A 24,784-nucleotide genomic window follows, 5' to 3' on the forward strand; every position below is an offset into this window, starting at 1 on the left:
TTATATTTATCTGAGTTCATGGGAAACTGTACTAAATGCTTCTTTAAGTTTCGTTTTGACGCGGTTCATTCTTGTACTGATATTAGTAGCTGTTAGTTTCAGCGTCTCGGCAATTTCTTTGTTTGTGTATCCTTCCAAATGTAAAATCATATGGGCCTTATCAGTTGCTTCGAGCTGGTTGACCAGAAATAGTAGTTGATGGATGTCGTCATTTGTGTCCAACTTATTATCGGGGCTGTTTAAATGCGACTCGGATAATAACTCCTTGGAAGAATTATTTTGTTCTTTTTAACTTTTGAAAGAATTGTGTTGAGTGCTACTTTATAAATCCACGTACTGATTTTGGAGTCATTTCGAAATGTTGGAAGAGATTTCCAGAGTTGTAGAATAATATCTTGCCTCGCATCTTTTATATCTTCAATATCCATATAATAGATTCGGCAAATACTATTTATAATCCCCTGATGTTCCTGGATGACTTTTACGAAGTGAGTTTTATTTGCCGAATCCATTGCTGTTCCTTTGTTTTAAGTATTAGTATGAATTGCAAGAGAAATGTCACAAAAGAATTAAAATTATTTTTGAAGATACTCAATTCCCCATCACCTCAAAGCCAAATCCATCCTTACAATTTCACTCACTTCAATACTCAAAAACCCAAATTCATCAATCACTTTTCCGTAAATTTTATAAACTCCTTTGTTTGAGAAATTGTATTTTGCTGCAACCTGTGGAAAATGTACGGTATCAATAAATTGTCCTTCCTGATCCAGAAATGTGCCAAATTGCATCCGTTCTCCTTTTGACGTTCTCGTATTTTTAACGGCCACCAGATATCCGTATTGAATAATATCCTGATTGATATATTTATCCAGATCTTTGGACATCACGCTTTTTGACATTGGATTTTTAACGAGGTCAAAAGGACTGCAAAGCGGAAAACCTAACAACTCGATCTGGTCATAAGCTTCATCAGTAGGGGAAGTTTCAAATGTTGGAAGATCAAATTCTTTAACTTCTACCTGAAACAATTGTTTTTGCGGGACTTTTTGGGGCGCTTTGTTTAGACGGAAATGCGCTTTCCAGAGTAATGTTTTTTTGTCAATTTTGGTAAAACGAAAAGCGTTAATTCGGATCAGGATTGTGATCTGTTCAATGGAAATGGATACGCGATCCAGGAAATTATTTAAAGAAGTAAACTCACCTTCTGCCTCACGTGCTTCCAGGATTTTTATAATGGTTTTTTCTTCAATTTCATTTAATGCTGACATACCCAGGTAAATATCAGTCCCTTTGATGACAGCCTGCGCTTTGCTATGATTAACACAGGGTGCCATAACATTTGCCCCCATCATTCTGGCTTCATGAACATATAATTCAGGTGCGTAAAAACCGCCGCCGTTGTTTAAAACCGCCACCATATATTCCAGCGGATAATAAGCTTTCAGGAAAAGTGTCTGGTAACTTTCCACAGCATAAGATGCGGAATGTCCTTTTGCAAAAGCATAACCGGCAAAACTTGCGATTTGCGCCCAGATTTGTTCAGTAACTATCGGATCATATTTTTTGTCTTTACAATTTTTGAAAAATTTGGCTTTTACATATTCAAACTCATCACGTCCACGGAATTTTCCACTCATACCGCGACGAATTACATCCGCTTCTCCCAATGATAATCCGGCAAAATAATGGGCAACTTTGATCACATCTTCCTGATAAACCATGATGCCATAAGTTTCAGGCATCAGATCCAGTAAAATCGGATGTGCATCTTTTGTTCTGCTATTATCCTGGTGCCGTAAAATATATTCACGCATCATCCCGCTTTTGGCGACGCCAGGCCGGATAATCGAGCTCGCTGCTACAAGTCCCAGATAATTATCAACTGCAAGCTTTTTCAACAGCATACGCATGGCAGGCGATTCAACATAAAAACATCCGATACACTGAGCCTGCTTAATAAGATTATTTATGTTCGGGTCAAGTTTGAATTGTTTTACATCGTCAATATCTATTTCCGGTGCCTCGGGACGGTTGTATTTGATGATTTCCAGCGTTTCCTTGATTTTTGCCAATCCGCGCTGACTAAGAATATCATATTTATTCAGGCCAACATCCTCTGCAATTACCATGTCAAATTGTGTGGTCGGGAAACCTTTGGGCGGCAGATCGGTTGCTGAAAAATAATTGATCGGTCGCTCGGAAATGAGTATCCCGCCGGCATGAATACTCAGGTGATTCGGCTGGTTGTTTTCCTGGAAATATTGCGCGTACTTAATCACCAGCGCAGAAAGCTGATCCAGTTTTTTAGGATCATATTTTCCATCGCTGAGCGCGTCAATTTCATAAGTTGGCAAACCAAAAACTTTGCCCAGTTCTCTGGCAGCCGCACTATGCTGAAAAGTACTGTAAGTTGCCAAAAGTGCAGCCTGCCCTTTGCTGCCGAATTTTTTAAAGATGTATTCAGTAATATCCTCCCGGTCTTTCCATGAAAAATCAATGTCAAAATCGGGAGGATTTTTTCTGTACATGTTGATGAAGCGTTCAAAATATAAATCCAGTTCAATAGGGTCAACGTTCGTTATTCCAAGTAAATAGGCCACAATACTATTAGCCCCGCTGCCACGACCGACATAGAAATAACCTTTCTGTCTTGCATAACTTACAATGTCATGATTCACCAGAAAAAAGGGAATGAAATCCTGTTTCTGGATCATTTCCAATTCCATCGATATGCGGTCGAAAATTTTATCGGTGATGTTGTCGCCATACCGGTATCCAAGCGCAGCATAGCTTTTCTGACTTAGACGCTGGTAATCTTCCGCCTCACTTTTAGTATATACTTTTAAATTCTGATGTTTCTTGTTTTCTCCGAAAGTGAAACGGATGTTACATTCATCCATCAGTTTTTCGGTATTAAAAACAATAGAATCGAAGTTTTTGAAATGATATTTCAGAATATTGGAAGGCAGCATTTGCTCCGTTTCTTCACCTGTTCCAAAGGCGGAAATTTTGCTTAATAAAGTATTTTCATTGATTGAACGTAAAAGCCGGTGGGCGCTGAAATCCTTTTTATGCCGGAAACTGACTGTATGCAAAATGACAAACTTATCCAGGCGATCACGCAAAGGAGAAAACTGAACGCGGTTTAAATCCTTGATTGAAATACCAATGTATTCGTTTGGGAGAAAAACTTCTTTTTTTGTTTTTAATAACTGTTCAAAAGGATAGATAAAAAAAGCGTTTTCAAGCGAAGGTGCCTGATCAGGAAATTCGATTTTCTGATGGGAGTGTCCTGACAAATATTCATTCAATTCCTGAAAACCTGTATTGTTTTTCGCCAGTCCTATAAACTGTTGTTGTATCCCATTTCTGAAATCAATGCCAACGATGGGTTTGATATCATATTTTTCTGCCAAACGTATAAAATTCAGGCAGCCGGACGTATTGTTGATATCCGTCAGTGCCATTGCATTATAATCGTTTTGTACACAAAGTTCCAGCAAATCCTTTTCGGGAATCATTCCATAACGCAGGCTGAAATAGGAGTGGCAGTTGAGTAACATGGGTTTTGGGAAATTAAACTTTATACTTACTTTGGCGCTACTAACGCACTTGAATGGAAACGGTTATGGAAAAGTTAAATAATATTCACCCGGGAGAAATTTTGTTGGAGGAGTTTTTGAATCCTCTTGGTATTTCTGCTTACAGATTAGCAAAAGATACTTCCATTCCTCAGACGCGTGTTAGTGAGATCATCAAAGGGCGAAGGAGAGTGACAGCAGATACAGCATTGCGATTCAGCAAATATTCCGGCACCACTCCTAAGTTTTGGCTCGGCTTGCAGGACGATTTTGATCTTGAAGAAGAACAGCAGTCGATTTTTCATGAATTAAATAATATAAAGACATTAGAAGTTGATGAAGTGTAATTGACATTTTTACTAAATAATTTAATCACGCATTCCTATGCGCCGGAATAATCGGCGGTTCCCCGTTAAACGGATTTCCCATACTTGATATATTGGCGATACCTATTGTGGTACCCCAGCTTACAATTGCATTTCCACGATCATCAGTACCATACCGGTTTCGTAAATAATCCATCGCCTGATATAGGTTTAGTTTTTCTTCCGAATCGTCAAATAAATTAATCTGATAATTTCCTCCGGCCAGATCGCTGAAAGTGACGCCGACAAGCCTAACCAGCATTCTTCTGTTGTATAACTGATCAAATAGTTTTTCCACCTGCGGGATTAATAAATGATCTGCCGAGGTATAAGGAATTTTGAGCTGTTTGGAAAAAGTATTGAAATCAGCATATCTTATTTTAACTGAAATACAAGACGTCAGTTTCTCACCATTTCTAAGCTGGTAAGCCAGATTCTCGGCCATGGCCCTGATCATTTCCCGCATTCTTGTTGTATCTCCTGTATCTTTTCCAAAAGTCCGTTCGTTGGAAATTGACTTCCGTTCATGAAAGGGGATGATTGGTGTATCGTCTCTTCCATTGGCACGGTTCCAAAGCACAACGCCATTTTTGCCCAGGACTTTACTCATCATTTCAACGGGCATTTCCTGGATCGTTCTTACATGTTTTATACCAAGGTTATAAAGGATCTGATTCGTTTTATCGCCAACCATTGGAATCTTTTTGACCAGCATGGGTGCTAAAAATGACTTTTCAGTTCCAAATTCAACCTTTCTTTCATTATCAGGTTTTGCGGTACCCGTGGCTACTTTTGAAACCAGTTTGTTAGCAGAAAGCCCAAAAGAAATGGGCAGGCCTGCTTCTTTTTTGATACGCATTCTTAATTCCTGCGCCATTTTATAAGATGATCCCTGGAATTTATCCATGCCTGATAAGTCGGCATAAAATTCATCGATACTGGCTTTTTCAAAAACAGGAACCGCTTCACGGATAATCTCTGTAACTTCTTTTGAATGTTTGGAATAAACACCTCCTTCACCACGAATCACAATAGCCTCCGGGCAAAGATTTCTTGCCATTTTCATTGGCATACCTGAATGAACTCCAAACGGACGTGTTTCATAACTGCACGCAGCTACAACGCCGCGGTCACCAATCCCGCCGACAAGAATCGGTTTTTTCTCTAAACGGCTATCAATTTTTCGTTCGACTGATACAAAAAATGTATCAAGGTCCATATGTAGTATGGTTCGCTCCATGGTGGCTTGGAATTTTTACTTATCAATGGAATATTTCCAAATTTATGGAATATTTCCTGATATAGCAATGGATTAATTCCAAAAAATTGTATCTTTGATATGATTACTCATTTAAGTACAAGTTTATCAGACATATGCCCATCGAAGAGGAAAGTAAACGTTTCAAACAACTAAGGGAAGAACTGAACCTGACGCAGGCTGCATTTGCTGAGCAATTGGGAATAAGTATGACAACGGCCGACATTGAAAGAGGCAGAACGCGCATTCCCGGACAGGTTGTGAAAGAGCTTTTGAAGCAGCATAATATTAACCCGCTCTGGCTGTTTGGAGAAAGCGGACAGAAATATTTGCGGATAGGAGATGCTGCCATCAATCCAAAAGTGGTGACAGTTGATAATACGGGGGAAGAAAATATTGTGATGGTTAATGCTAAGGCCGCTGCCGGATATCCGCTGAATCTTGGCGATACGCGCTGGTTTGAAAGTTTGCCTGCATTTAGCATTCCGCTCCCGGAATATCGCAACGCAACTTTTCGTGGATTTCAGGTGGATGGAGATAGTATGATGCCGGTTTTACAATCGGATGAATGGATCGTGGGAAGGGCAGTGGAAGGCTGGGATGATGTGAAAAATAACCGGATGTACGTGATTGTGACTGCTGATAGTATTCTTGTGAAAAAAATCCAGAAAAGTGAAAAAAGCACTTTTGTCAGCCTGATTTCATTAAATCCGGAATACGCTCCGATTTCTGTTGACAGAAGTGAAGTACGGGAACTTTGGCAGGTAAACAGTAAGCTGACGTTTGATATGGAAACAAATGCTGCGAACATCAGTTTGCAGAATATCCATCAGGAAATGAAGGAATTGAAAGAGGAGGTGAGGAAGCTGGCCAGGTGAAATTCGTCTGTTCGCAGATCGGTAGAAAACCTTTGTTAGCTCAACGTTATTATTAAATAGAAGATTATTGATGGCCAGATTGTTTCCTTATATGCATATTCATGACTTTTTAAGTGATGAATTAAATGCTGAAATATTGGCTTATGCTGTAAAGAGGCAACTGGATTTCAAGCAGTCTGTAATTTATAGCGGAGGCATTAAAAAGATATCAGAATCACGCATTTCATTGACTTTAAAAAATTTTGAACCTTATAAAACGATCATTCAGGAAAGTATCAGAAAACGGGTGCCTGCCTTGGTTGATGGCTTGAAATTGTCAAAATTTAATGCAGGAGAAATTGAAACCGAATTTGTTTCTTATGGAGACAGGTCACTTTTTAAATCACATATTGATACGGCTGTTCATAAGAAAACAGAAAAGCCAAGAGTGATCAGTGTTGTGTACTATTTGCATAGTATTCCTAAAAAGTTTGAAGGAGGAAATCTGAGAATTCATACGATTTCAATTGGTGAGGAAAAGGAGCATTCTATAGATATTTCTCCCGACAATAATTCTTTGTTAGCTTTTCCTTCTTTTGCCCCACATGAAGTAAGGCCAGTAATAGCACCCGGCATTGATTTTAAAGACCGGCGTTTTGCTATTAATTGCTGGATTTTAAAAGCCTGATATTGTAAAAAAAGAAATTGGCCTGATCAGCGACAAATGTCTAACTAATAAGGCCAATTATTTTGTTTAATCTCTTAGAACTGGAAGCTCATACGCGCGTAATAATATGCGCCCTGATATCCCATTTGATAGTTATCATAAGCGAAACGACCAGAATCTGTCAAATCAGCACGTGTTTTTGTTGGATAAGTGTTTGTAATATTATCTCCGCCAATTGAAACACGAAGTGCTTTGATGATTTGATAGCTAACACTTAAATCCATCGTTGCACGAGCTCCCAATGTGTAATCTGCATAAGGAGAAGTGATGTCCGAAGTTTCGTGATAGTTGCTGTAATAATTTACACCGCCATAATAAACACCGCGGATCATCGCAGATAAAGGTCCTTTTGTATAGACAATAGAAGCGATGTATTTCTGACGTGGATTACCTCTTTCAAAACTTCCGCGGGAACTACGGTTCAGGTAGATGTCAGAAAGATACTGCGCACGCAAAGTTGGATCCGTTGGCAAAGTATTGTTTGCACCAATATTAAGCGGTGCAGGATAAACTTTTGTGAATGCAACCGTATTCCAGTTAGCCGCAAGAGAGAAAGTCATTTGCCCGCCTCTTCCTACAACCGCACGATAATTCGCCACAAGGTCAATCCCTTTTGTTTCAACATCAGCTGCATTTGTAAAGAACTGAGCGATACCATCAGCGGTAATAATGTTACTGAAATTTCCACCGATTACGCTGCCACCAAAACCACCGGTCTGGATGATTTTGTCTTTAATTCTGATATAATAAGCATCCGCAGTTACTTCAAGTCCGGTAATTAATTGAGAAGTAAGGCCGAAACTGATGTTTGTCGAACGTTCCTGTTTCAATTTTGGAATGCCTAATGCTTTTGCCGCTGTACTATTGTTGGTGAAATATCCCTGGTCAAAAGGAACACCACCCGGAGTAAAACCAGTTGAAGTTTGTGCATAATACAATTCCTGAAGACTTGGTGCACGGAAACCTGTACTGATAGAACCGCGAACGGCAAACATATCAGGGATGATGGAATAACGGGTTGCAAATTTACCAGTTAATACACCACCGAAATCGCTGTAATGTTCGTAACGTGCAGCACCTTCAACCATAAAACGTTTTGTAACGTCTACTTCAACATCCACATAACCAGCCATTACCGAACGGAAAGCATTTGTTTCCTGCTCAGGAGCAAATCCGCGGAAACACTGGCAGTTTGGGGAATATCCCTTGATATCAACTTTGTCGCCTTTGTAAGGAAGGATCAAATCAACATAAACCGTAGAATCTGCACCGGTTACTGTTTTAATTGTTTGTTCAGATTTTACATCCTTGTTAACATTTTTTGTATAGTTGTAATTATCAGCAGGTGCTGTGAAAGTACCATAATCACCTTTGGTATATGATTCTTTTTGTCCTGCCTTGATCTGATAATTTTCAATACGCATTTCCGCACCAAAAGCTACGTTGATACTTTTAAGCGCACCATTTCCCGGATTTTCAAACAATTTTGTTAACCCTAAATTGGTTGTGTTCTGGATAAAATTGTTATCTCCAAGACGCATCGTAGTAGGCGTGGAAGGTCCGTAAGATGCGTTCATCGTATTCACCATACCAAAACCAAACTTGCTGTTTCCGAATGAATTGCTGAAATCAACATCGAAAATTCCTGCTTTTCCTTTAACACCCATCGTTAAAGATCTATCAGAAATATTGGAAGTAAGCTGAGGCAAAAATCCGTTTGGATAAAGGTCATTTAAAAAACGATCCTGCTGACGAGGAAAACGATAGTAGCAACCGCTCAATGTATTACGGTAATTAAGTCCACCGAAAGCGTAAAATTCATTTCCTTTCATTGGCCCTAATGGAATGGCCATATTCATGAAAATGGTTCCGTTTTCGACTTTGCTCAAACCATTGATCATTTCAAAATCTTTCTTTTTCAATCCACGCGCATCCTGCAATCCCTGATCGGTTTTAAGTGCTGCGTTATCCGGACTGGCAATTAATTCCGGATTTGTAATGATCGTTTGTCCGTACTCATCTTTTCTTGTGTTGTTCAAATAACTGTCGTCAAAAACGGCGCCGCTGTATCCGCCTTTTGGAACACGACTTGTTTTTCCCTGCTGACTTAATTCAAAAGTAAGGTTGATAAAACCACCTTTATCTCCCAAAGCAAAACCATAGTTACCCATGAATTGCTGTAACTTTCCATCAGTACCGAATTTGTCGATATCCTTGTTTTTTGCCAGACCTACATTTGCGTAAAAGCCGGTGTTATACATACCCGTAAAAACGCCAACGCTTTTCTTCAATTCCATATTTACAACACCGGCGATGGCATCAGAGCCATACTGCGCTGCTGCACCGTCACGAAGAATTTCAACTTTTTCCACCGCTGCCAAAGGAATTGTGCGCATATCAACAGTTGTCGACGGGCCGGAATTGTTTGCTACCAAAAGCAAGGAAGACGAATGACGGCGTTTTCCGTTCAATAAAACTAATGTCTGGTTAGGGGGTTGGTTACGCAGCTGCACAGCATCTACGTGTGAGGCAAGGTCGCCTCCTGGTATTTTAAGTGAGTTAAACGACGGAGCAACTTGTTTCAAAAGTTGACCTAATTCCGTCTGAGGCATGTTTTGAGATATTTTTGCAACAGAAATTACATCCACCGGCGCTGGCGTATCCAGTTTGGTACGGGATGAATTCCGAGAACCGATTACGACCAGTTCAGAAAATTGTTTGGTATCACTTTCAAGTGATACATCGATTGTCGCTAATGTGCCAACTGTTTTTTCCTGTGTTGCAAAACCAACAAAAGAAAAAGATAATACTGACTTTTCACCTGGAACAGCCACATTGTAAGTACCGTCAGCCCCTGTTATGGCCCCGATATTGGTTCCTTTTACGACAATGCTTACGCCGGGAAGTCCTGCTCCGTCTTCGGTCGCGATCACACGTCCCGAAACAGTTTTTTGCTGGGCGAATAAAATGTTCGTCAGCAAACAGCAGATGACTAAGAGAATTACAAACCTGACACTAAATGGTAATGATTTTGCCATGATGTTTTAATGATTAGTGAATGGTAAGTTTCGATAACAACGACACGCCTGGCCTAAAAAAACGGCCAAAAAATCCCTAAACAGAAATGTAAATACATAGTAATTCCAGTGGACGTAAATACAGTAACGACCGTTTTTTTCTCAATAAATTGAAGACTTACTGGTAAAATCTGTTTTGTAATCCTGCTTAAAATCTGACTATGAAGCAATACAAATAATGCCCGCACGCATAGGTGTAAGACCATTCATAGCTCAGCATATTCTTTCAAAAATGGTTTAGGATTCGAAAAAGAATCAAAAAAGTTTTGTCAAATCATAAAGTAAGACTGATAGCAATCCAGACGTTTTCATGATTCTAATTTTACAGGATAATGTTTTGTGTGTTTGTTAAAGAATTATCACAAGCTACCCGCTAACTGGGCTGTCGGTTAATTCTCCAAACTTTTAAAATTCATATTCCTCTGGTGCGGCTGGAAGATATATGAAGTCAGGTTGGGTTTTGTCTTTTTGATATTGACACTGTAAATGTATTGTTGTATTTGTAAAATACAAAATAAAATTACTTAATATTTTCAAAAAGCCATATTAATACATCATTGTTTGCTTCAAAAGCACATTTGGGTATTAAATTTAGAATCTTTCAAAAAGTGCAAATAATTCAAAAGTGCAAAATGATTCTATTTATTGTTATAATAATACAAATATTGGTCAGATAAAGAATAAAAGAAGATTTTTCAGATCAAAAATCAACAAAAAAAAGTCACCCAAGGGTGACTTTTGGTATATTAAATCATTTGAGATTATACTTCTTCGGCAAGTAACTGTTTTTCATACAATTCCTTGTAAGCACCATTTTTCGCCATAAGATTTGTATGCGTTCCTTGTTCCACAATCCGGCCTTCATGAAGTACTACGATTTTGTCAGCAAGTTTTGCAGAAGAGACACGGTGGGAAATAATCACAGAAGTGCGCTGATCCATGATACGTTTGAGATTGTTCAGAATAATATTTTCTGTATTGGTATCAACCGCAGAAAGACAATCATCAAGAATCAGAATTTTAGGATCACGGGCGATGGCGCGGGCGATGGAAAGACGTTGTTTTTGTCCGCCTGATAAAGTGATTCCTCTTTCTCCCAAACGGGTATCAAATCCTTGTGGGAAATTCAGAATGTTTTGGTACAAATCTGCATCTTTCACAGCCTGTTCAATGCGGTCGTGCGGCATATCTTTTGTTCCGAAACGCACATTGTTTTCAATAGAATCAGAAAAAAGAAATACATCCTGCGGTACGTAACCAAGTTGACGACGAAAAGCGTGGACGTCATAATCTTTAAGCGGCAGATTATCGATCAGGATTTCGCCTTCTGTCGGATCGTAAAGTCGGCATAACAAATGTGCTAACGTACTTTTTCCTGAACCGGTTGTCCCAAGAATCGCAACACTTTCTCCATGTTTTATTTCCAGATCAAAATTTTCAATTGCCTGGATTCCTGAATCCGGATATTTAAATCCTACGTTTTTGAAAGTGATAATTCCATCAAGTTCTTTTGCAATATTCTTATCAGAAACAAGTGTATTTTTTTCGTTCAAAAACTCATTGATACGGGTTTGTGAAGAGGCGGCGCGCTGGATCTGGCTTGTTGTCCAGCCAAGCGCCATAACCGGCCAAGTCAGAATATTCACGTAAAGAATAAATTCAGTAATATTTCCCGGCGTCAGATTGCCGTTCATAATTTCTTTTCCGCCAACATAAATAATCAGGATATTACTGATACCGATCAGCAACACAATAATAGGGTAGAAGATCGCATCCACTTTGGCCAGTCCAAGTGATTTTTTCTTAAAATCTTCGGCCTCGGTCTCGAAGTTGGTAAAAGAATGTTTTTCCTGAACAAAAGATTTGATGACCCGAATTCCAGAAAATGCTTCCTGCACATACGTTGAAAGTGCCGAAAGCTGTTTCTGAATTTCCTGAGAACGCTTCATCATGATATTGTTTACCACATAAATACTGATGGAAAGCAGTGGCAACGGTATCAAAACGTAAACCGTAAGTTTGGTACTGACGGTCAGCATGTAGGAAATAACAAGTACAAAAAGTACAATTAAATTGATACCATACATTAAAGATGGTCCGACATACATTCTCACATTACTCACGTCTTCTGAAATCCGCGCCATTAAATCGCCGGTATTATGACTTCTGAAAAAACTTGTCGGCAAAGTTTGGTAGTGACCGTAAACGTCATTTTTTAATTCATATTCAATATGGCGCGACATCACGATTATCGTTTGGCGAACCAGAAAAAGAAAAATTCCTTTCAAAAGCGCCATCGCCAGAATCAGCAAACCGTAAAGCAAAATCGTAAAAGCGAAGGTGTCGTACATTTCACTTTGCAGTTTGGAGCCTGCAAATAAATAGTAGACATCAAGCGTTTCGCTTACCAAATCCAGGGCATAACGAACCAATTGTGCGGGAATAATTCCGAAAAGATTAGAAATAATGGTAAAAATTGTTCCTAAAATAAGATACCATTTATATTTCAAGAAGTACTTATTGAGGTACTTAAGTGCTTTCACGTGTTAATAGAGTTGATTTTGTATTTGCGTTAATTTTCAGTGGTTTATTTGGCCGTTATCCATTTCACACTTAATCGATTATCCGCATTGAGGTAAATACTTAAATTGATAAATCCCGGTTTTTTCAAACCAGAAGATTTTTATATCGATTTACGGGTGTTTCAATACCAACATTCAAACGTTTTAAATCGTTGCAAATGTAAAACCATCGTTCCGATTTTTCCATTTCTAAACAAAATAGTCTAATTTTGCGGTCAATTTTAAATATTATCGCGGGGGATTGTCAAATTAAAAACCTTGCTGAAAACGCAGACCCGTTCTTTGGTTTACTGTACCTTTTACCCAATTAGTATTCCGGCTTATGCTGAATAGAAGATTATTACGAACAAAAGCTGTTCAAGCTCTTTACGCACGCAAATTAACTGCTGATGCAAACCGTTTACTTGCTTTGGATCAGATTGAAGAAGCGTTTGCGCCTGATTTGAATTCCATGGAATTTCAGGATAAGCAAAAACTAACGAACAACAAACATTTGGCAGGAGCGGCGTTGGACGAACTGATCAAAAACGGTGAATTAAAACCGAATGATGAAGTTTCTGAGGACGTTGTAAAAGTTGCCGGCAGCGCATACCAGGCTTACAAAAGACAGACCGGGACGGACGGAGAGAAAATGGTTCGGCGCGTTTTAAATGAAACGGAATCTATTTACGTTGATTTTATCCGCGTTATTTCCATGTTACTTGAACTTTCATATCAGGCAAAACTGGATCGTGAACGGAAATATGATGATCCGGAAGCTCCTTTTTCTAAAAATGGCGGGTTGAATACAAACCGTGTCATTATGGTTTTGCAGGAAGATAAAACGCTTGAAGAAGAAATAATCAGAAACGGTATCAATTGGAGTAATGATATGAACATGATACGCAAAACGTATCGTGAGGCATTGCGCAAGGATGCAACTTATGAGGAATATTGTAATAAAGTTGAACATACGCCGGAAGAAGATCAGCTGCTTGTTCAATATATATTGCGCCAGGTAATTCTGAAACATGAAGTTCCTTTGGAATTTCTAGAACAACGTGATTTATACTGGGCTGATCATAGTGAACTGATTCGCGGATTAGCGATCAAAACTTTAAAATCTGCTGATAATGCAGAGACTTTCACTTTGGCTCCTTTGACAAAAGATTGGGAAGAAGATCGTTTCTTTGTTGAGGAACTTTACAGATATGTGATTGAAGAAAATGATCAGTATGATCTTTATCTTGACGAACAACTGAAAAACTGGGAACTTGATCGTATCGCTTTGGTGGATATGATTATCCTGAAAACGGCTCTGGCTGAGTTGATCCATTTTCCCGGAATTCCTGTAAAAGTGACCATCAATGAATTTATTGAAATCGCAAAAAGGTATAGTACTCCCAAAAGTGGTAAGTTTGTAAATGGTGTACTTGATGTACTTTCTGTTAAATTAGCAGCGCAGGGTATCATCAGAAAAAGTGGCCGTGGATTGATAGATAATAAATAGGCATAGAAGTTTTAGGTTAATTGTTTTAAAGTTAATCATCAACAGTTGCGGAAAACCGCTAAAATTATAAAGCCATGAGTAAATCGAGCCGTAGTTTAATTGCATTTTTGACTGGATGTGCAACAGGAGCAGCTTTGGGGATTCTTTATGCTCCTGATAAAGGAAATGTGCTTCGTACCCAGCTGACTTACCGGTTGTCAAAATACCGTGAAAAGTTACAGGAGGTTATCGAAGATTTAATTGACAAAAAAAATCAGCCTGATAGCTACGCCAGAACAGAAGGCGAGCGGGTGGTAAGTGATGCACGTGAAAAAGCTGAGAAATTGCTTGAAGACGTAGATCGTTTGATGGCACAAATAAAAAGTCAGACTAACTGATTTAAACTTAACGTATGAGAAAACTTGCTGCATTTGTAGTTCTTTCGGGAATTGCCCTGATGCTTGTAAATTGTTCAGGTTCTGAAAATAAAAAGGATTCAAAAACGGGAGACATAAAGCTTCCCGTTTTTACTTTAACCGACAGTTCTTCTTTTGATTTTGGTACAATTCAGGAGGGAGAGGTGGTGGAACATACTTTTCATTTCAAAAATGACGGACCGTATCCGTTGATTCTGAATAACATTACTTCGTCATGCGGATGTACAACGCCGGAATGGCCGCGTGATCCGATTGCTCCAAATGCTGCTTCAAGTATTAAAGTTCGTTTTAACAGCAAGGGGAAATCCGGCCCTCAGGTAAAAACGGTTACGGTTTATGCCAATACTGATCCGGCCTATTCCGAATTGCGTTTGAGAGGCATTGTCAATGCAGCTCCTAAGCCGGAAGCGGCAAAATCAACTGAGTAGAATTTACTCAGTAAGTATTTCAATTTCGTTTTAACTATCTCAATAACCCTAATACAATAATGACACTTTCAATTTTATTACAAGCAGCAGGCGGCTCACAAGCCATGATTTATCAGGTGGTGATGTGGGTTGGGATTATCGGGGTATTTTACTTCTTCATGATCCGTCCGCAGCAAAAGAAACAAAAGGAGTTGAAGACACTTTTGAGCGCTATCAAAAAGGGAGATCAAATCGTTACGATTGGTGGAATTCATGCAAGAGTGTATGCTGTTGAAGAAACTTTGGTAACGCTTGAACTTGACAAAGGTGTAAAACTGACTGTTGACAAATCGGCAATTGCGCGTACTATTGCAGAATAATATCTGGCAAAAGAACGTTATTTATTTGATATAATTATTTTGAGTGGTGTCAGGGGTGGCCTTAATAGTTGATATTTAGGTGATTACATCAAATCCTGACACCGCTTTTTTTATAATACGTATTAACTGTATATTGAAGAAATATACAATTATTTTAATTAGCAGCTGTGAGTAACATTCCATCAGGTCGGAATAAGATTAATACTTTTTTAGGGTGTCTTTTGGCGGCTACATTTTTCTGGTTGATGAATGTGCTGAACAAAGACGATTATTCCATCAGGCTCAGCTATCCGTTAACCGTTGAGTATGATGCCGCTTCATTTGTCCCGCTCCAACCTTTGCCAAAAAGAATTTCAGTGAACGTGACAGGTGATGGCTGGAATTTGCTGAGAAAATCATGGCTGAATTTTAATGCAGCGCCGGTTGTTTACAAAGTTCTAAATCCAACCAAAGCAAGTTTTATCAACTCTACATCACTAACAGATCAGATCACTGAACTGTTTCCGGATGTAAAAGTTAACTACGTGGTTTCCGATACTTTTGAACTTAGTTTTGAAAGAAAAATAAGGAAAATCATCCCGATCCGGATTGACAGCGCAGGAATTAATATGCGTGAGGGTTATGTAATTTCCAGTATTATCAACGTATCCCCATCATTAATTTCAATAGACGGACCAATTTCATTAATCCGCAATTATCCCGATACAATCCGCATAGGAATTCCAACCAAAAAAATCCAAAATAATTACGACGAAAGTCTCCCAATCCCCATAGCAGTTTCTCCCTTGGTAGAAGTCAGCCATAGAGATGTTTATGTAAGTTTTGAAGTAGCGCAGATGCTGGGAAACTTAAATAAGGATTAATTGTTAATTGTTAATGGTTAAGTATTAATTGTTAATGGGGTATCAGGATCGTAATGAGATTTTGTCCGTTAATAATTAACCTTATTAAACAACCATTCTATTTATCCAAAAACTTCAAACTCCACTATTAACAATTAACCATTAAAAAATGCATATTGGTGTAACAGGCGGCATTGGTTCTGGCAAAAGTATTGTCTGCAAGTTGTTTGCCTGTCTGGATATTCCTGTATATGATGCTGATACACGAGCCAAATGGCTTACCAATAACGATCCTGAAATCCGTAGAGCCGTAATTCAACTACTTGGTGAGGAATCTTACACTTTGGATGGCGAATATAATCGTCCTTATGTTTCTTCCCTAGTTTTCAAAAATCCTGAACTTCTAAAAAAACTAAACGGGATTATTCATCCGGCGGTTGGAAAAGATACTGATACGTGGCTGGAAAATCATACCAATTTTCCTTATGTGATCAAGGAAGCCGCTATCATGAATAAAGCCCGAGAAAATAATAATCTGGATTTTGTAATTGTAGTAACTGCCCCGGTTGAATTACGTTTATCAAGAATTCGAAATCGTGATAAAAACCGTTCGGAGGCTGAAATCAGATCGATAATTGAAAGACAAATTTCGGATGAAGAACGTGATGCAATTGCAGATTTTAAGGTTGATAATGGCGAAAATGCGGCTCTTATTCCACAGGTTTTAGAACTTCATAAATTATTCCTGGAAAAAAACGGGAAGCAAATTTAGAAATCTACATCCAATCCCAATGCTTGTTTTAGCTGCAACAAATAAGGATTTTTCTCCGCCATATAATTGAATTTTTCTGCCGGCGTATAAGGCAACCGATTTACTTCATGCGGCGCCACACGGGGATTTATTTCCAGTTTTGGTGCATTCAATCTGCTCTTCAAATATCCAAGCAATTCATAACGCATTCCCTGCAAAGCATCCATTTGCGGATCATTATCCAGGGCGATTTGAATTGTGAAATCCACCAGATCGACAGCCCTGTTTAACGCAATTCCTTCTGTTGTCGAATCTTTCGTGCGTCTTCTGTTTTCAGCGAATTCATGCCAAACCTGCTGTAAATTTTCCAGCGTCAGTTCAAGCAGTATTTTCGCAGGTTGAGGTGCAGTAATTGCCTCATTAGCAGCAGCCACTTCTTTCGCGGAACCGTTTTGGGCCATTGGCTCCTGTGGTGTAAGCTGCGTTGTACTTCTAAGTTTTGACGGTCTTGCGGTTGCTTGACTTATCGGCTGCGAAACAACAGCCGCAATATTTCCGTTTGTATATGAAACTTCCTGCGGCCGGTTTTCATATACCGGCGTCGCTTCTTTTGCTTCGTTATTACTTACGGATTGTTGAGGCTCAACTTTTTTTTTTGCCGTTTCATCAACGGCGGCAAGAGAATGAAGTTGAAGAATATTGGGGAGATTGGCCAGTTTCATCAGGCAAAGCTCCACATGCAATCGCTGATTTTTCGCAGCTTTATAATTGATATCACACTGACTGGCAACGCTTAATGCCGAAAGCAAAAAGCTCATATCTGCATTTCTGGACTGGTCAATATATTTTCTTTCAGCCGATTCTGAAACCTGCAAAAGTGAAACCGTTGCAGGATCTTTACAAACCAGAAGATTACGGAAATGTTCAAGCAAGCCGACAATAAATAAATGCCCATCGAAACCTTTTCTTAATATTTCATCAAACAAAACCAATGAACGCGCCACACTTGCAGCTGTTAAAGCATCCGTGATTTTGAAATAATAATCGTAATCCAGAATATGCAGGTTTTCTAAAACAGCTGCATAAGTCAAATGATTATCGGTTGAAAAGGTAACGTTCAAATCAAACATAGAAAGCGCATCACGCAAACCGCCGTCCGCTTTCTGGCCGATCAGTTCGAGTGCTTCTTTTTCTGTTTCAATACCTTCTTTTTTTGCAATATCAGCAAGGTGATAAGCAATGTCTTTTGGCTGGATACGGTTGAAATCAAAAATCTGGCAACGGGATAAAATCGTTGGGAGAATTTTGTGTTTTTCGGTTGTTGCCAAAATGAAAATGGCATATCCGGGCGGTTCTTCCAATGTTTTCAAAAAGGCATTAAAAGCCGCCTGTGAAAGCATGTGAACCTCATCAATAATGTAGATTTTATATTTTCCGGTCTGAGGCGGATAGCGAACCTGATCGATCAGGTTACGGATATCTTCAACAGAGTTATTGGAAGCAGCGTCCAGTTCATGGATGTTAAAAGAGGCATTATTTTGAAAACTGATACAGGATTCACACTCGCCGCAAGCCTCTACATCGTCCCCAAGATTCTGACAGTTAATGGTTTTTGCAAGAATACGGGCACATGTAGTCTTACCAACACCACGCGGACCGCAAAACAGGAAAGCCTGTGCGAGATGATTGGTACGAATTGCATTTTTAAGCGTAGTCGTGATATGTGATTGGCCAACTACCGAGTCGAAAGTGACCGGGCGATACTTTCTGGCCGAAACAACGAAATGATCCATGGGTGCAAGTTAGCTCCGTGCGACGGAATTTCAAATTACTTTTTCTCGATCAACGGATAGACACGGACGTAATCAACCTCCATTTTTTGAGGGAAAATGCTGTCATCCACACCTTTCTGTCCGCCCCAATCGCCGCCAACAGCCATATTTAAAATTAAATGAAAAGATTTATCATAAGGCCACTGCTCCCAGGAATAGCCTGATTCTTTATTAAACCGGAAATATTCTTTTCCGTCAATGCCGATTGAAACATAGGTGGGCGTCCATTCACAGATATAGATATGAAATGCTGTTGAGGCATCTGTGAGTAATGTATCGCGGCCTTTATTAGTTTTTAAAACGTGGTTAAATGCTTTGGTGTGTATATTTCCATGAATGTGATTCTGGTCAAAACCTACGTGTTCCATAATGTCAATTTCACCATTATCCGGCCAGCCTTTGCTGCCATAGTTTTCTTGTGAAAAAAGCATCCAGATGGCAGGCCAGGTTCCGCGGCCTTGCGGAAGTTTGGCGCGAATCTCAAATTTCCCATAAAGAAAATCACCTTTTCCTTTCGTGACTAATCGGGCTGAACTGTAATTTTGTTTGCCTGATATTTTTTTCTGGCTTCAATGATCAGACTGCCATTTTCAACACGGGCATTTTCTGGTTTGTTAGTATAATTTTCCAACTCATGATTTCCCCAGCCATCGCCGCCCAAATCATAACTCCACTTTTTAACATCAGGTTTTCCTGAATAATTAAATTCATCCTGCCAGATTGGCGTTAATCCAAACTCGTATTTTACTGGTGTTGATTGTGCAGGTGAAGTTTGAGATTGCGAACAATCAATAAACCCGATTAGGCAGACTGAAATGAGAAATAGTTTTTTAGAAAAGAATTTTTGCATAGCTACACTTTGTTTTTCAACCTTATAGGAAGCGTAGAAAAATCCATTTTACGTAACATTGCGTTAGCTTCGTCCAGTTTCCTTTGAACAATTTCTTCTTCTGTAAGTTTCTTTACAGACTTGCTTTTCTTAATTTCCATATCATTCCTGATTAGCATTTGGTCTTTTTGGTAATTTAGAAAGATCTACATCTTTTAACAATTCATTCATTTCCTTCAATTTCTTATTAACGATTTGCTCGCCGGTTAATTTGAGCGGAATATTTCTTTTAATTTTTGCCATGTTTACTTAAAAGATATATAAAATGAAATATTGAAATGATATTCAGATAAATAGCTCCTGTGGAGCTTCCTGTTTATAGCAATGTAATTTAAGGTTTATTTTTCTGGCTCCGTAGGAGCCGCCTAAGATTTCCAGGAAACTCCTAAGGAGTTAGGGAAGTGGCTGAGTTAATATTTTTCTATAAACAGGATGCTCCAAAGGAGCAGGTTGAGGTCGTAAAGCAGGACAAAGAAAATTTCCGTAAGCAAATTCAACGATTTATTCTCTTGCGAAAAAGTCGATAATCTATTAACCGTCAATAATGGTGTTTTAATTCTGGAAAGCCCACATTCAATCATTCTCACATTCACCAATTCAATCATTATTTCCCACCGTGTGTGTCGGTTTTCCAAATTTAACGTTTGTATATCAATTATTGAAATCCTCTTCCTCAGGTTGTTTGTGCCGGACTGATCAAATATTATTAATTTTGCTCGCCCCATAATATTAACCGAATGAAGCAATTAAAACTTACCACAGAACTCAACGTTACACCTTCAGAATGGAAAATAAATCATCAATCCAATATATTAACCATTGGCTCCTGTTTTGCTGATGTGTTAGGAAATCAGCTATCGGAAAACAAATTTCCGGTTTTGAATAATCCTTTTGGCACTGTCTTTAACCCGCTGGCCATAGCCAAACTTCTCGATTTATCGCTGGATGGCAAACCTCCGCATGCCGCACTTTATCATCAAAATACGGATGGAATCTGGCTGCATCATGATTTTCATTCCTCGCTTTGGTCAACAAGTCGTGTTGATCTGGAAGAAAAACTGATTGATAAGCAAAAGCAGGTAAATCAGTTTTTAAGAAATGCCGATGTGCTTGTGATTACCTTGGGAACTGCTTTTGCTTATCGCCATCGCGCAACCAATGTCCTGGTTGGAAATTGTCACAAAGTGCCTTCCGATAAATTTGTTAAGGAATTACTGCATCTTGATCAGGTAATCATCGGACTGGAACATCTGCTTTTTAAATTACAATCAATAAAAAGAGACCTGAAAATTATTCTGACAGTTAGTCCTGTTCGGCATGCCAAGGATACACTTCCTCTGAATCAGGTTAGTAAATCGACTTTACGTCTGGTTTGCCACCGTTTGTCGGAGAAATTTAAGCAGGTAAATTATTTCCCTGCCTATGAGATAATGGTGGACGAACTGCGTGATTATCGTTTCTACAAACCCGATCTTATTCATCCAAACAGTGTAGCAGAGGACCATATCTTTCGTACTTTTGCGGAAGCTTTCATCGATAAGCCAGCACTGGATTTCATGAAAGACTGGGAGGGAATTCAGAAAATGATGAATCATCATGCCCAACATGGATTTACGCCAGGCCACCTGGCATTATTACACACACTTCAGGGAAGATTAGGCGATTTGGCCGGTCAGGTAGATTTATCTTATGAATTAATAGAAATAAATCGAAGAATTCGTGAATTTCCTGCCAATTCATAAACTCATTCGTGGTAATTCGTGTTGAACTAGATCAGGCGAAATATATAAAAATTTAGTGGTTTGGGAGAAATCTCAAATCCATATCAAGTACCGCTCCGGTTTTCGGGCGAAATCAATACAATGGGCGAATTTACAATCAATAAAGAAAAAGTATTACAGGCTTTGGGCACTGTTGAGGAGCCGGATCTTAAACAGGATTTGGTAACCTTGAACATGATTCAGGATATTGAGATCGGTGTAAACCAGGTGAAATTTACGGTTATTTTAACGACACCTGCTTGCCCTTTAAAAGAATTGATAAGAAGATTGTGCGTTGAAGCCATTCACACGCATTTAAATCCGGATGTTGAGGTTATTGTTAACTTAACTTCCAATGTAACGAGTATCAGGCCATTAGGCGCGGCACTTATTCCAGGGGTTAAAAACGTAATTGCCATTTCTTCTGGAAAAGGCGGAGTTGGGAAATCTACCGTTACTGCTAATCTTGCCATGGCTTTGCACCGTTCAGGTGCTTCCGTTGGAATTATTGACGCAGATATTTCTGGACCTTCCATTCCTCTGATGTTTGGTGCTGAAAATATGCAGCCGACAATCACACCGAGAAATGGAAAAAATTATATCAATCCGATTCGTCAGTATGGTATCAAAATGATTTCTATCGGATTTCTGACTCCTGCGGACAGTGCGGTGGTTTGGCGCGGTCCGATGGCCAGTCAGGCTTTGAAGCAATTTTTTGGAGATACGGATTGGGGCGATCTGGATTATTTGTTGATTGATCTTCCTCCGGGAACTAGTGATATTCACCTAACTTTGGTGCAGACAGTACCAGTTACCGGTGCGCTTATTGTAACGACACCTCAAAAAGTTGCCTTAGCGGATGCAGTTAAAGGAATGTCAATGTTCCGTCAGCCGCAAATTAATGTTCCGATTTTGGGTGTGATTGAAAATATGGCTTGGTTTACCCCGGCAGAACTTCCTGATAGTAAGTATCATATTTTCGGAAAAGGAGGCGGACAGTCGCTTGCTGATAAATTTGATGTACCTTTGTTGGGTCAAATTCCTTTGGTACAAGGCATTCGTGAAGCGGGAGATGAAGGTCGCCCGGCTGTGATGGATGTTAATCCGATTGTAAATGACGCTTTCCGCATCGCAGCTGAAGGTTTGGCGCAACAAGTTGCCATCCGCAATGCGACAAAGGAGAAGACGCAAATGGTAGAAATTCAGGCTTAGAAGATGCCTGGGTTTGACTTTATCAATAAAATCTTGCATATTACCGAATAGACTATTTTAATAATGGATTCAAGAGAAAAAACATTAGAATTAATTGAGCAGGCGTTGGAAACTGTTCGTCCGTATTTACATGCAGATGGCGGTGACGTGAAGTTGGTAGAATTAACGGATGATCTTACGGTAAGACTAGAATTACAGGGTTCTTGCCAAAGCTGTCCGATGAGCGCAATGACTTTCCGTGCCGGTCTTGAAGAATCGATCCGTAAAGCGGTTCCGCATATCAACCGTGTTGTGGCATCAAACGTGCCTTCATTAGCATAATCGTTTGTTAAGCGTTAACAAACTTGATTCAGTTTGGCTTCAAAGCAGCTAAATTGAAAATAAATCTTTCCTATGCATCATAGGTTGCAATTGATTCATTTTAAATACTGCTTATATTGCAGGTACGTTTTAAAATGGATTAATAAGCAATAATATGCGCATAGGAGTTTTTTTTGGAGGTCCCTCCCGCGAAAGGGAAATTTCATTTGCGGGCGGGAAAACCGCTTTCGAGTACTTGGATAAATCACTTTTTGAGCCGGTTCCCGTTTTTGTTGACAGCTTCGGTCGCTTTATAAAACTGGAACATTCTTTGATGTACTCAAAGGAAATAAGGGATTTCTACCCGGCAAAAAGTAATCAGACTGGCGATTTCAAAACTTATATAGAGTCATTCCCGGAAATGGCAAAACAACCGGTTTCATCCGAAATCGGTATTCTTTTATCTCCTGACCAATTTAAAGATCATTTTGATTTTGCATTTCTGGCCATGCACGGCCCGGATTGTGAAGATGGCGCTATTCAGGGGTTACTGGAATGGTTTAAAATTCCATACAGCGGTCCCGGTTTAATGGGTTCTGCCGTTGGGATTGATAAAATTCTTCAAAACGAAATGATTGCGCTGGTTAATAATCAGCAAAAGAAAAGCTGGACGCTGCGTTACGATCAGTGGATTCCGCGTGAATATTCTATTCTGTTTACGGTTCTGAAAAAACATCTTGGTCTGCCATTGGTAATAAAAGCACCGCATCAGGGTTCTTCAATAGGCGTTGCCATTGTGAAGGAAGATTCTCTGGATGCTTTTGTTGCTGCAATTAACCAATGTTTTTTTCAGGTTGAACTGGAAAGTAAAACCTGGAAAGCACTGGATGCCACTGGTAAACGTGCTTATGTACAACGCATTGCCAATCTGGATGAAGGTATAGGATTTCCGGTTGTTGTGAACGGGGATAAAATCGTTTATCATCCGGCTGATTTGCTTGAACAGCTCGACAACATGTTTGTTGTTCAGGATGATGTAATCGTTTTAAGCAGCTCAAACGCGGAAGATCAGGTTTTGCTTGAAGAATTTATTGACGGCCAGGAATTCTCCTGCGGTTGTATTCAGTTTGATAATGGAAAACCGCTTGCTTTGCCTCCAAGTGAAGTAATTAAAATGGTTGACGTTTTTGACTTTAATGCCAAATACAAACCGGGCGCAAGTCGCAAAAGAATTCCGGTAGATACTACGCTCGAAAAAAACCAGGAGATCCAGAAGGTTATTGCAGAAGTTTTCCAGCAATTGGGAATTACCGTTTGCGTGCGTATTGATGGATTTTTAACACCGGAAGGTACCATTTTACTTCATGACCCAAACACGATTCCGGGTATGTCGCCGACTTCTTTCATTTTTAAACAAATGGCAGAAATCGGATTGACGGTAACTCAGGCATTGACTTATTTTATTCGTCAATCGATTAGAGAAAGAATTCGTCTGGGAAAAGATACCTGGAATCTGAGACATTTGCTTGAAGGTTTGGATGAAAAAATTACTTCTGCGAAAAACGTTATCAAACCGGTAAAAGGAATTCTATTCGATGCTTCGGATGAACATTATGCATTGGCCAGACAAGCATATGGAAAATTGAATGCGGAAGGCGTTTATAAACCAATTCCTGTTTTTCATGGAACGGATGGCAAATATTATCAGCTTCCTAACCCGTTTATGTTCAAGGAATATATCGTGGATGTAGAAGGATTAATAAGTCAGGGAAGGCATCCGCTTTTGATTGAAACAGCTCAAAAAGCGAAGTCATTAACCGATTTTTTTGCTGGCGAAATTGATGATCAGATTCATGTTTTTGACAATACTGAATCAATAGAATTAAGTAAAGATTGGGTTGTAGTCAAAGTTGGACAATAATTTATTTCCCATTTTTAAGGACGAAAAAGAGCTTGTTTAAAGCTCTTTTTTAGTAAATTTCATTTTCTACACAGTTTTTCAGGTTTTAAAAAGCCCGAATTTTACACTGTGAAGATTTTTAATTGAGTTTTTTGA

General features: G+C 39.2%; 23 protein-coding genes and 1 pseudogene. 13 read left to right on the forward strand and 11 right to left on the reverse strand.

What is annotated here, in order from left to right:
- Window positions 1–6 precede the first annotated feature (6 nt).
- The 3 genes and pseudogenes from IEE83_RS04005 to IEE83_RS04015 all read right to left on the reverse strand — a co-directional run.
- Window positions 7–237: pseudogene (locus IEE83_RS04005) on the reverse strand (RNA polymerase sigma factor); the annotation flags it as partial.
- A 2-nt stretch (window positions 238–239) separates the two neighbouring features.
- On the reverse strand, window positions 240–512 hold the full coding sequence (locus IEE83_RS33515) for an RNA polymerase sigma factor (RefSeq protein WP_194119339.1): 273 nt from the start codon (window positions 510–512) through the stop codon (window positions 240–242).
- A 90-nt stretch (window positions 513–602) separates the two neighbouring features.
- Entirely contained in the window at window positions 603–3,566 is a 2,964-nt protein-coding gene (locus IEE83_RS04015; protein ID WP_194119340.1) for a DNA polymerase III subunit alpha, read from the reverse strand.
- A gap of 65 nt (window positions 3,567–3,631) precedes the next feature.
- On the opposite strand from IEE83_RS04015, the gene IEE83_RS04020 reads away from it, so the two are divergent.
- Window positions 3,632–3,931 carry a HigA family addiction module antitoxin gene (locus IEE83_RS04020; protein WP_194119341.1) on the forward strand — a complete coding sequence of 100 codons (300 nt, stop codon included), beginning with the start codon at window positions 3,632–3,634 and terminating at the stop codon, window positions 3,929–3,931.
- A gap of 25 nt (window positions 3,932–3,956) precedes the next feature.
- Here the strand turns inward: IEE83_RS04020 and dinB are convergent, their stop codons facing one another.
- Window positions 3,957–5,189 (reverse strand): DNA polymerase IV, encoded by a 1,233-nt coding sequence (dinB, locus tag IEE83_RS04025; protein WP_194119342.1) that lies wholly within the window; start codon window positions 5,187–5,189, stop codon window positions 3,957–3,959.
- 134 nt (window positions 5,190–5,323) lie between these two features.
- On the opposite strand from dinB, the gene IEE83_RS04030 reads away from it, so the two are divergent.
- Entirely contained in the window at window positions 5,324–6,085 is a 762-nt protein-coding gene (locus IEE83_RS04030; protein ID WP_194119343.1) for a LexA family transcriptional regulator, read from the forward strand.
- A 70-nt stretch (window positions 6,086–6,155) separates the two neighbouring features.
- Window positions 6,156–6,752, forward strand: coding sequence for a 2OG-Fe(II) oxygenase (locus tag IEE83_RS04035; protein ID WP_194119344.1), 597 nt, complete (start codon window positions 6,156–6,158; stop codon window positions 6,750–6,752).
- 74 nt (window positions 6,753–6,826) lie between these two features.
- On the opposite strand, the gene IEE83_RS04040 is transcribed toward IEE83_RS04035, so the two are convergent.
- Both IEE83_RS04040 and IEE83_RS04045 read right to left on the reverse strand, forming a co-directional pair.
- On the reverse strand, window positions 6,827–9,829 hold the full coding sequence (locus IEE83_RS04040; protein ID WP_194119345.1) for a TonB-dependent receptor: 3,003 nt from the start codon (window positions 9,827–9,829) through the stop codon (window positions 6,827–6,829).
- Window positions 9,830–10,629: 800 nt separating this feature from the next.
- The gene (locus IEE83_RS04045; RefSeq protein WP_194119346.1) at window positions 10,630–12,411 is read right to left on the reverse strand and encodes an ABC transporter ATP-binding protein; all 1,782 of its coding nucleotides are present in this window, start codon (window positions 12,409–12,411) and stop codon (window positions 10,630–10,632) included.
- Window positions 12,412–12,772: 361 nt separating this feature from the next.
- Here IEE83_RS04045 and nusB point away from each other — a divergent pair, with 361 nt between their 5' ends.
- The 6 genes from nusB to coaE all read left to right on the forward strand — a co-directional run bounded on the left by nusB (window position 12,773) and on the right by coaE (window position 16,756).
- Window positions 12,773–13,939, forward strand: a complete 1,167-nt coding sequence (nusB, locus tag IEE83_RS04050; protein ID WP_194119347.1) for a transcription antitermination factor NusB — start codon at window positions 12,773–12,775, stop codon at window positions 13,937–13,939.
- A gap of 74 nt (window positions 13,940–14,013) precedes the next feature.
- Window positions 14,014–14,316 (forward strand): YtxH domain-containing protein, encoded by a 303-nt coding sequence (locus IEE83_RS04055; RefSeq protein WP_194119348.1) that lies wholly within the window; start codon window positions 14,014–14,016, stop codon window positions 14,314–14,316.
- Window positions 14,317–14,330: 14 nt separating this feature from the next.
- On the forward strand, window positions 14,331–14,783 hold the full coding sequence (locus tag IEE83_RS04060; protein WP_194119349.1) for a DUF1573 domain-containing protein: 453 nt from the start codon (window positions 14,331–14,333) through the stop codon (window positions 14,781–14,783).
- Window positions 14,784–14,842: 59 nt separating this feature from the next.
- Window positions 14,843–15,142: a preprotein translocase subunit YajC gene (gene yajC / locus IEE83_RS04065; protein WP_194119350.1), complete on the forward strand. Its 300-nt coding sequence runs from the start codon at window positions 14,843–14,845 to the stop codon at window positions 15,140–15,142.
- A 167-nt stretch (window positions 15,143–15,309) separates the two neighbouring features.
- Entirely contained in the window at window positions 15,310–16,005 is a 696-nt protein-coding gene (locus IEE83_RS04070) for a YbbR-like domain-containing protein (RefSeq protein WP_310588470.1), read from the forward strand.
- A gap of 148 nt (window positions 16,006–16,153) precedes the next feature.
- On the forward strand, window positions 16,154–16,756 hold the full coding sequence (gene coaE / locus IEE83_RS04075) for a dephospho-CoA kinase (RefSeq protein ID WP_194119351.1): 603 nt from the start codon (window positions 16,154–16,156) through the stop codon (window positions 16,754–16,756).
- Here coaE and IEE83_RS04080 read toward each other — a convergent pair.
- Genes IEE83_RS04080 through IEE83_RS04095 form a run of 5 tightly spaced genes read right to left on the reverse strand, consistent with a single transcriptional unit; the run spans window position 16,753 to window position 19,699 of the window.
- Complete coding sequence (locus tag IEE83_RS04080) at window positions 16,753–18,528, reverse strand: DNA polymerase III subunit gamma/tau (protein ID WP_194119352.1); 1,776 nt, start codon at window positions 18,526–18,528, stop codon at window positions 16,753–16,755. The two genes, coaE and IEE83_RS04080, sit on opposite strands and share 4 nt — an antisense overlap.
- 35 nt (window positions 18,529–18,563) lie before the next feature.
- Window positions 18,564–19,124 carry a glycoside hydrolase family 16 protein gene (locus tag IEE83_RS32825; RefSeq protein ID WP_310588570.1) on the reverse strand — a complete coding sequence of 187 codons (561 nt, stop codon included), beginning with the start codon at window positions 19,122–19,124 and terminating at the stop codon, window positions 18,564–18,566.
- Window positions 19,088–19,417 carry a glycoside hydrolase family 16 protein gene (locus IEE83_RS32830; protein ID WP_228101669.1) on the reverse strand — a complete coding sequence of 110 codons (330 nt, stop codon included), beginning with the start codon at window positions 19,415–19,417 and terminating at the stop codon, window positions 19,088–19,090. Before IEE83_RS32830 ends, IEE83_RS32825 begins: the two co-directional genes overlap by 37 nt.
- A gap of 2 nt (window positions 19,418–19,419) precedes the next feature.
- Window positions 19,420–19,575, reverse strand: coding sequence for a hypothetical protein (locus IEE83_RS04090; protein ID WP_194119353.1), 156 nt, complete (start codon window positions 19,573–19,575; stop codon window positions 19,420–19,422).
- Window positions 19,559–19,699, reverse strand: a complete 141-nt coding sequence (locus IEE83_RS04095; protein ID WP_194119354.1) for a hypothetical protein — start codon at window positions 19,697–19,699, stop codon at window positions 19,559–19,561. Before IEE83_RS04095 ends, IEE83_RS04090 begins: the two co-directional genes overlap by 17 nt.
- 494 nt (window positions 19,700–20,193) lie before the next feature.
- Here IEE83_RS04095 and IEE83_RS04100 point away from each other — a divergent pair, with 494 nt between their 5' ends.
- The 4 genes from IEE83_RS04100 (at window position 20,194) to IEE83_RS04115 (ending at window position 24,649) form a co-directional block, all read left to right on the forward strand.
- Window positions 20,194–21,198: a GSCFA domain-containing protein gene (locus tag IEE83_RS04100; RefSeq protein ID WP_194119355.1), complete on the forward strand. Its 1,005-nt coding sequence runs from the start codon at window positions 20,194–20,196 to the stop codon at window positions 21,196–21,198.
- Window positions 21,199–21,318: 120 nt separating this feature from the next.
- Complete coding sequence (locus tag IEE83_RS04105; RefSeq protein WP_194123289.1) at window positions 21,319–22,428, forward strand: Mrp/NBP35 family ATP-binding protein; 1,110 nt, start codon at window positions 21,319–21,321, stop codon at window positions 22,426–22,428.
- A 63-nt stretch (window positions 22,429–22,491) separates the two neighbouring features.
- Window positions 22,492–22,749 carry a NifU family protein gene (locus IEE83_RS04110; RefSeq protein ID WP_090335217.1) on the forward strand — a complete coding sequence of 86 codons (258 nt, stop codon included), beginning with the start codon at window positions 22,492–22,494 and terminating at the stop codon, window positions 22,747–22,749.
- Between the two features lie 154 nt (window positions 22,750–22,903).
- Window positions 22,904–24,649: a D-alanine--D-alanine ligase family protein gene (locus IEE83_RS04115; protein ID WP_194119356.1), complete on the forward strand. Its 1,746-nt coding sequence runs from the start codon at window positions 22,904–22,906 to the stop codon at window positions 24,647–24,649.
- Window positions 24,650–24,784 lie beyond the last annotated feature (135 nt).

It is taken from the genome of Dyadobacter subterraneus (assembly GCF_015221875.1).
Lineage (GTDB): Bacteria > Bacteroidota > Bacteroidia > Cytophagales > Spirosomataceae > Dyadobacter > Dyadobacter subterraneus.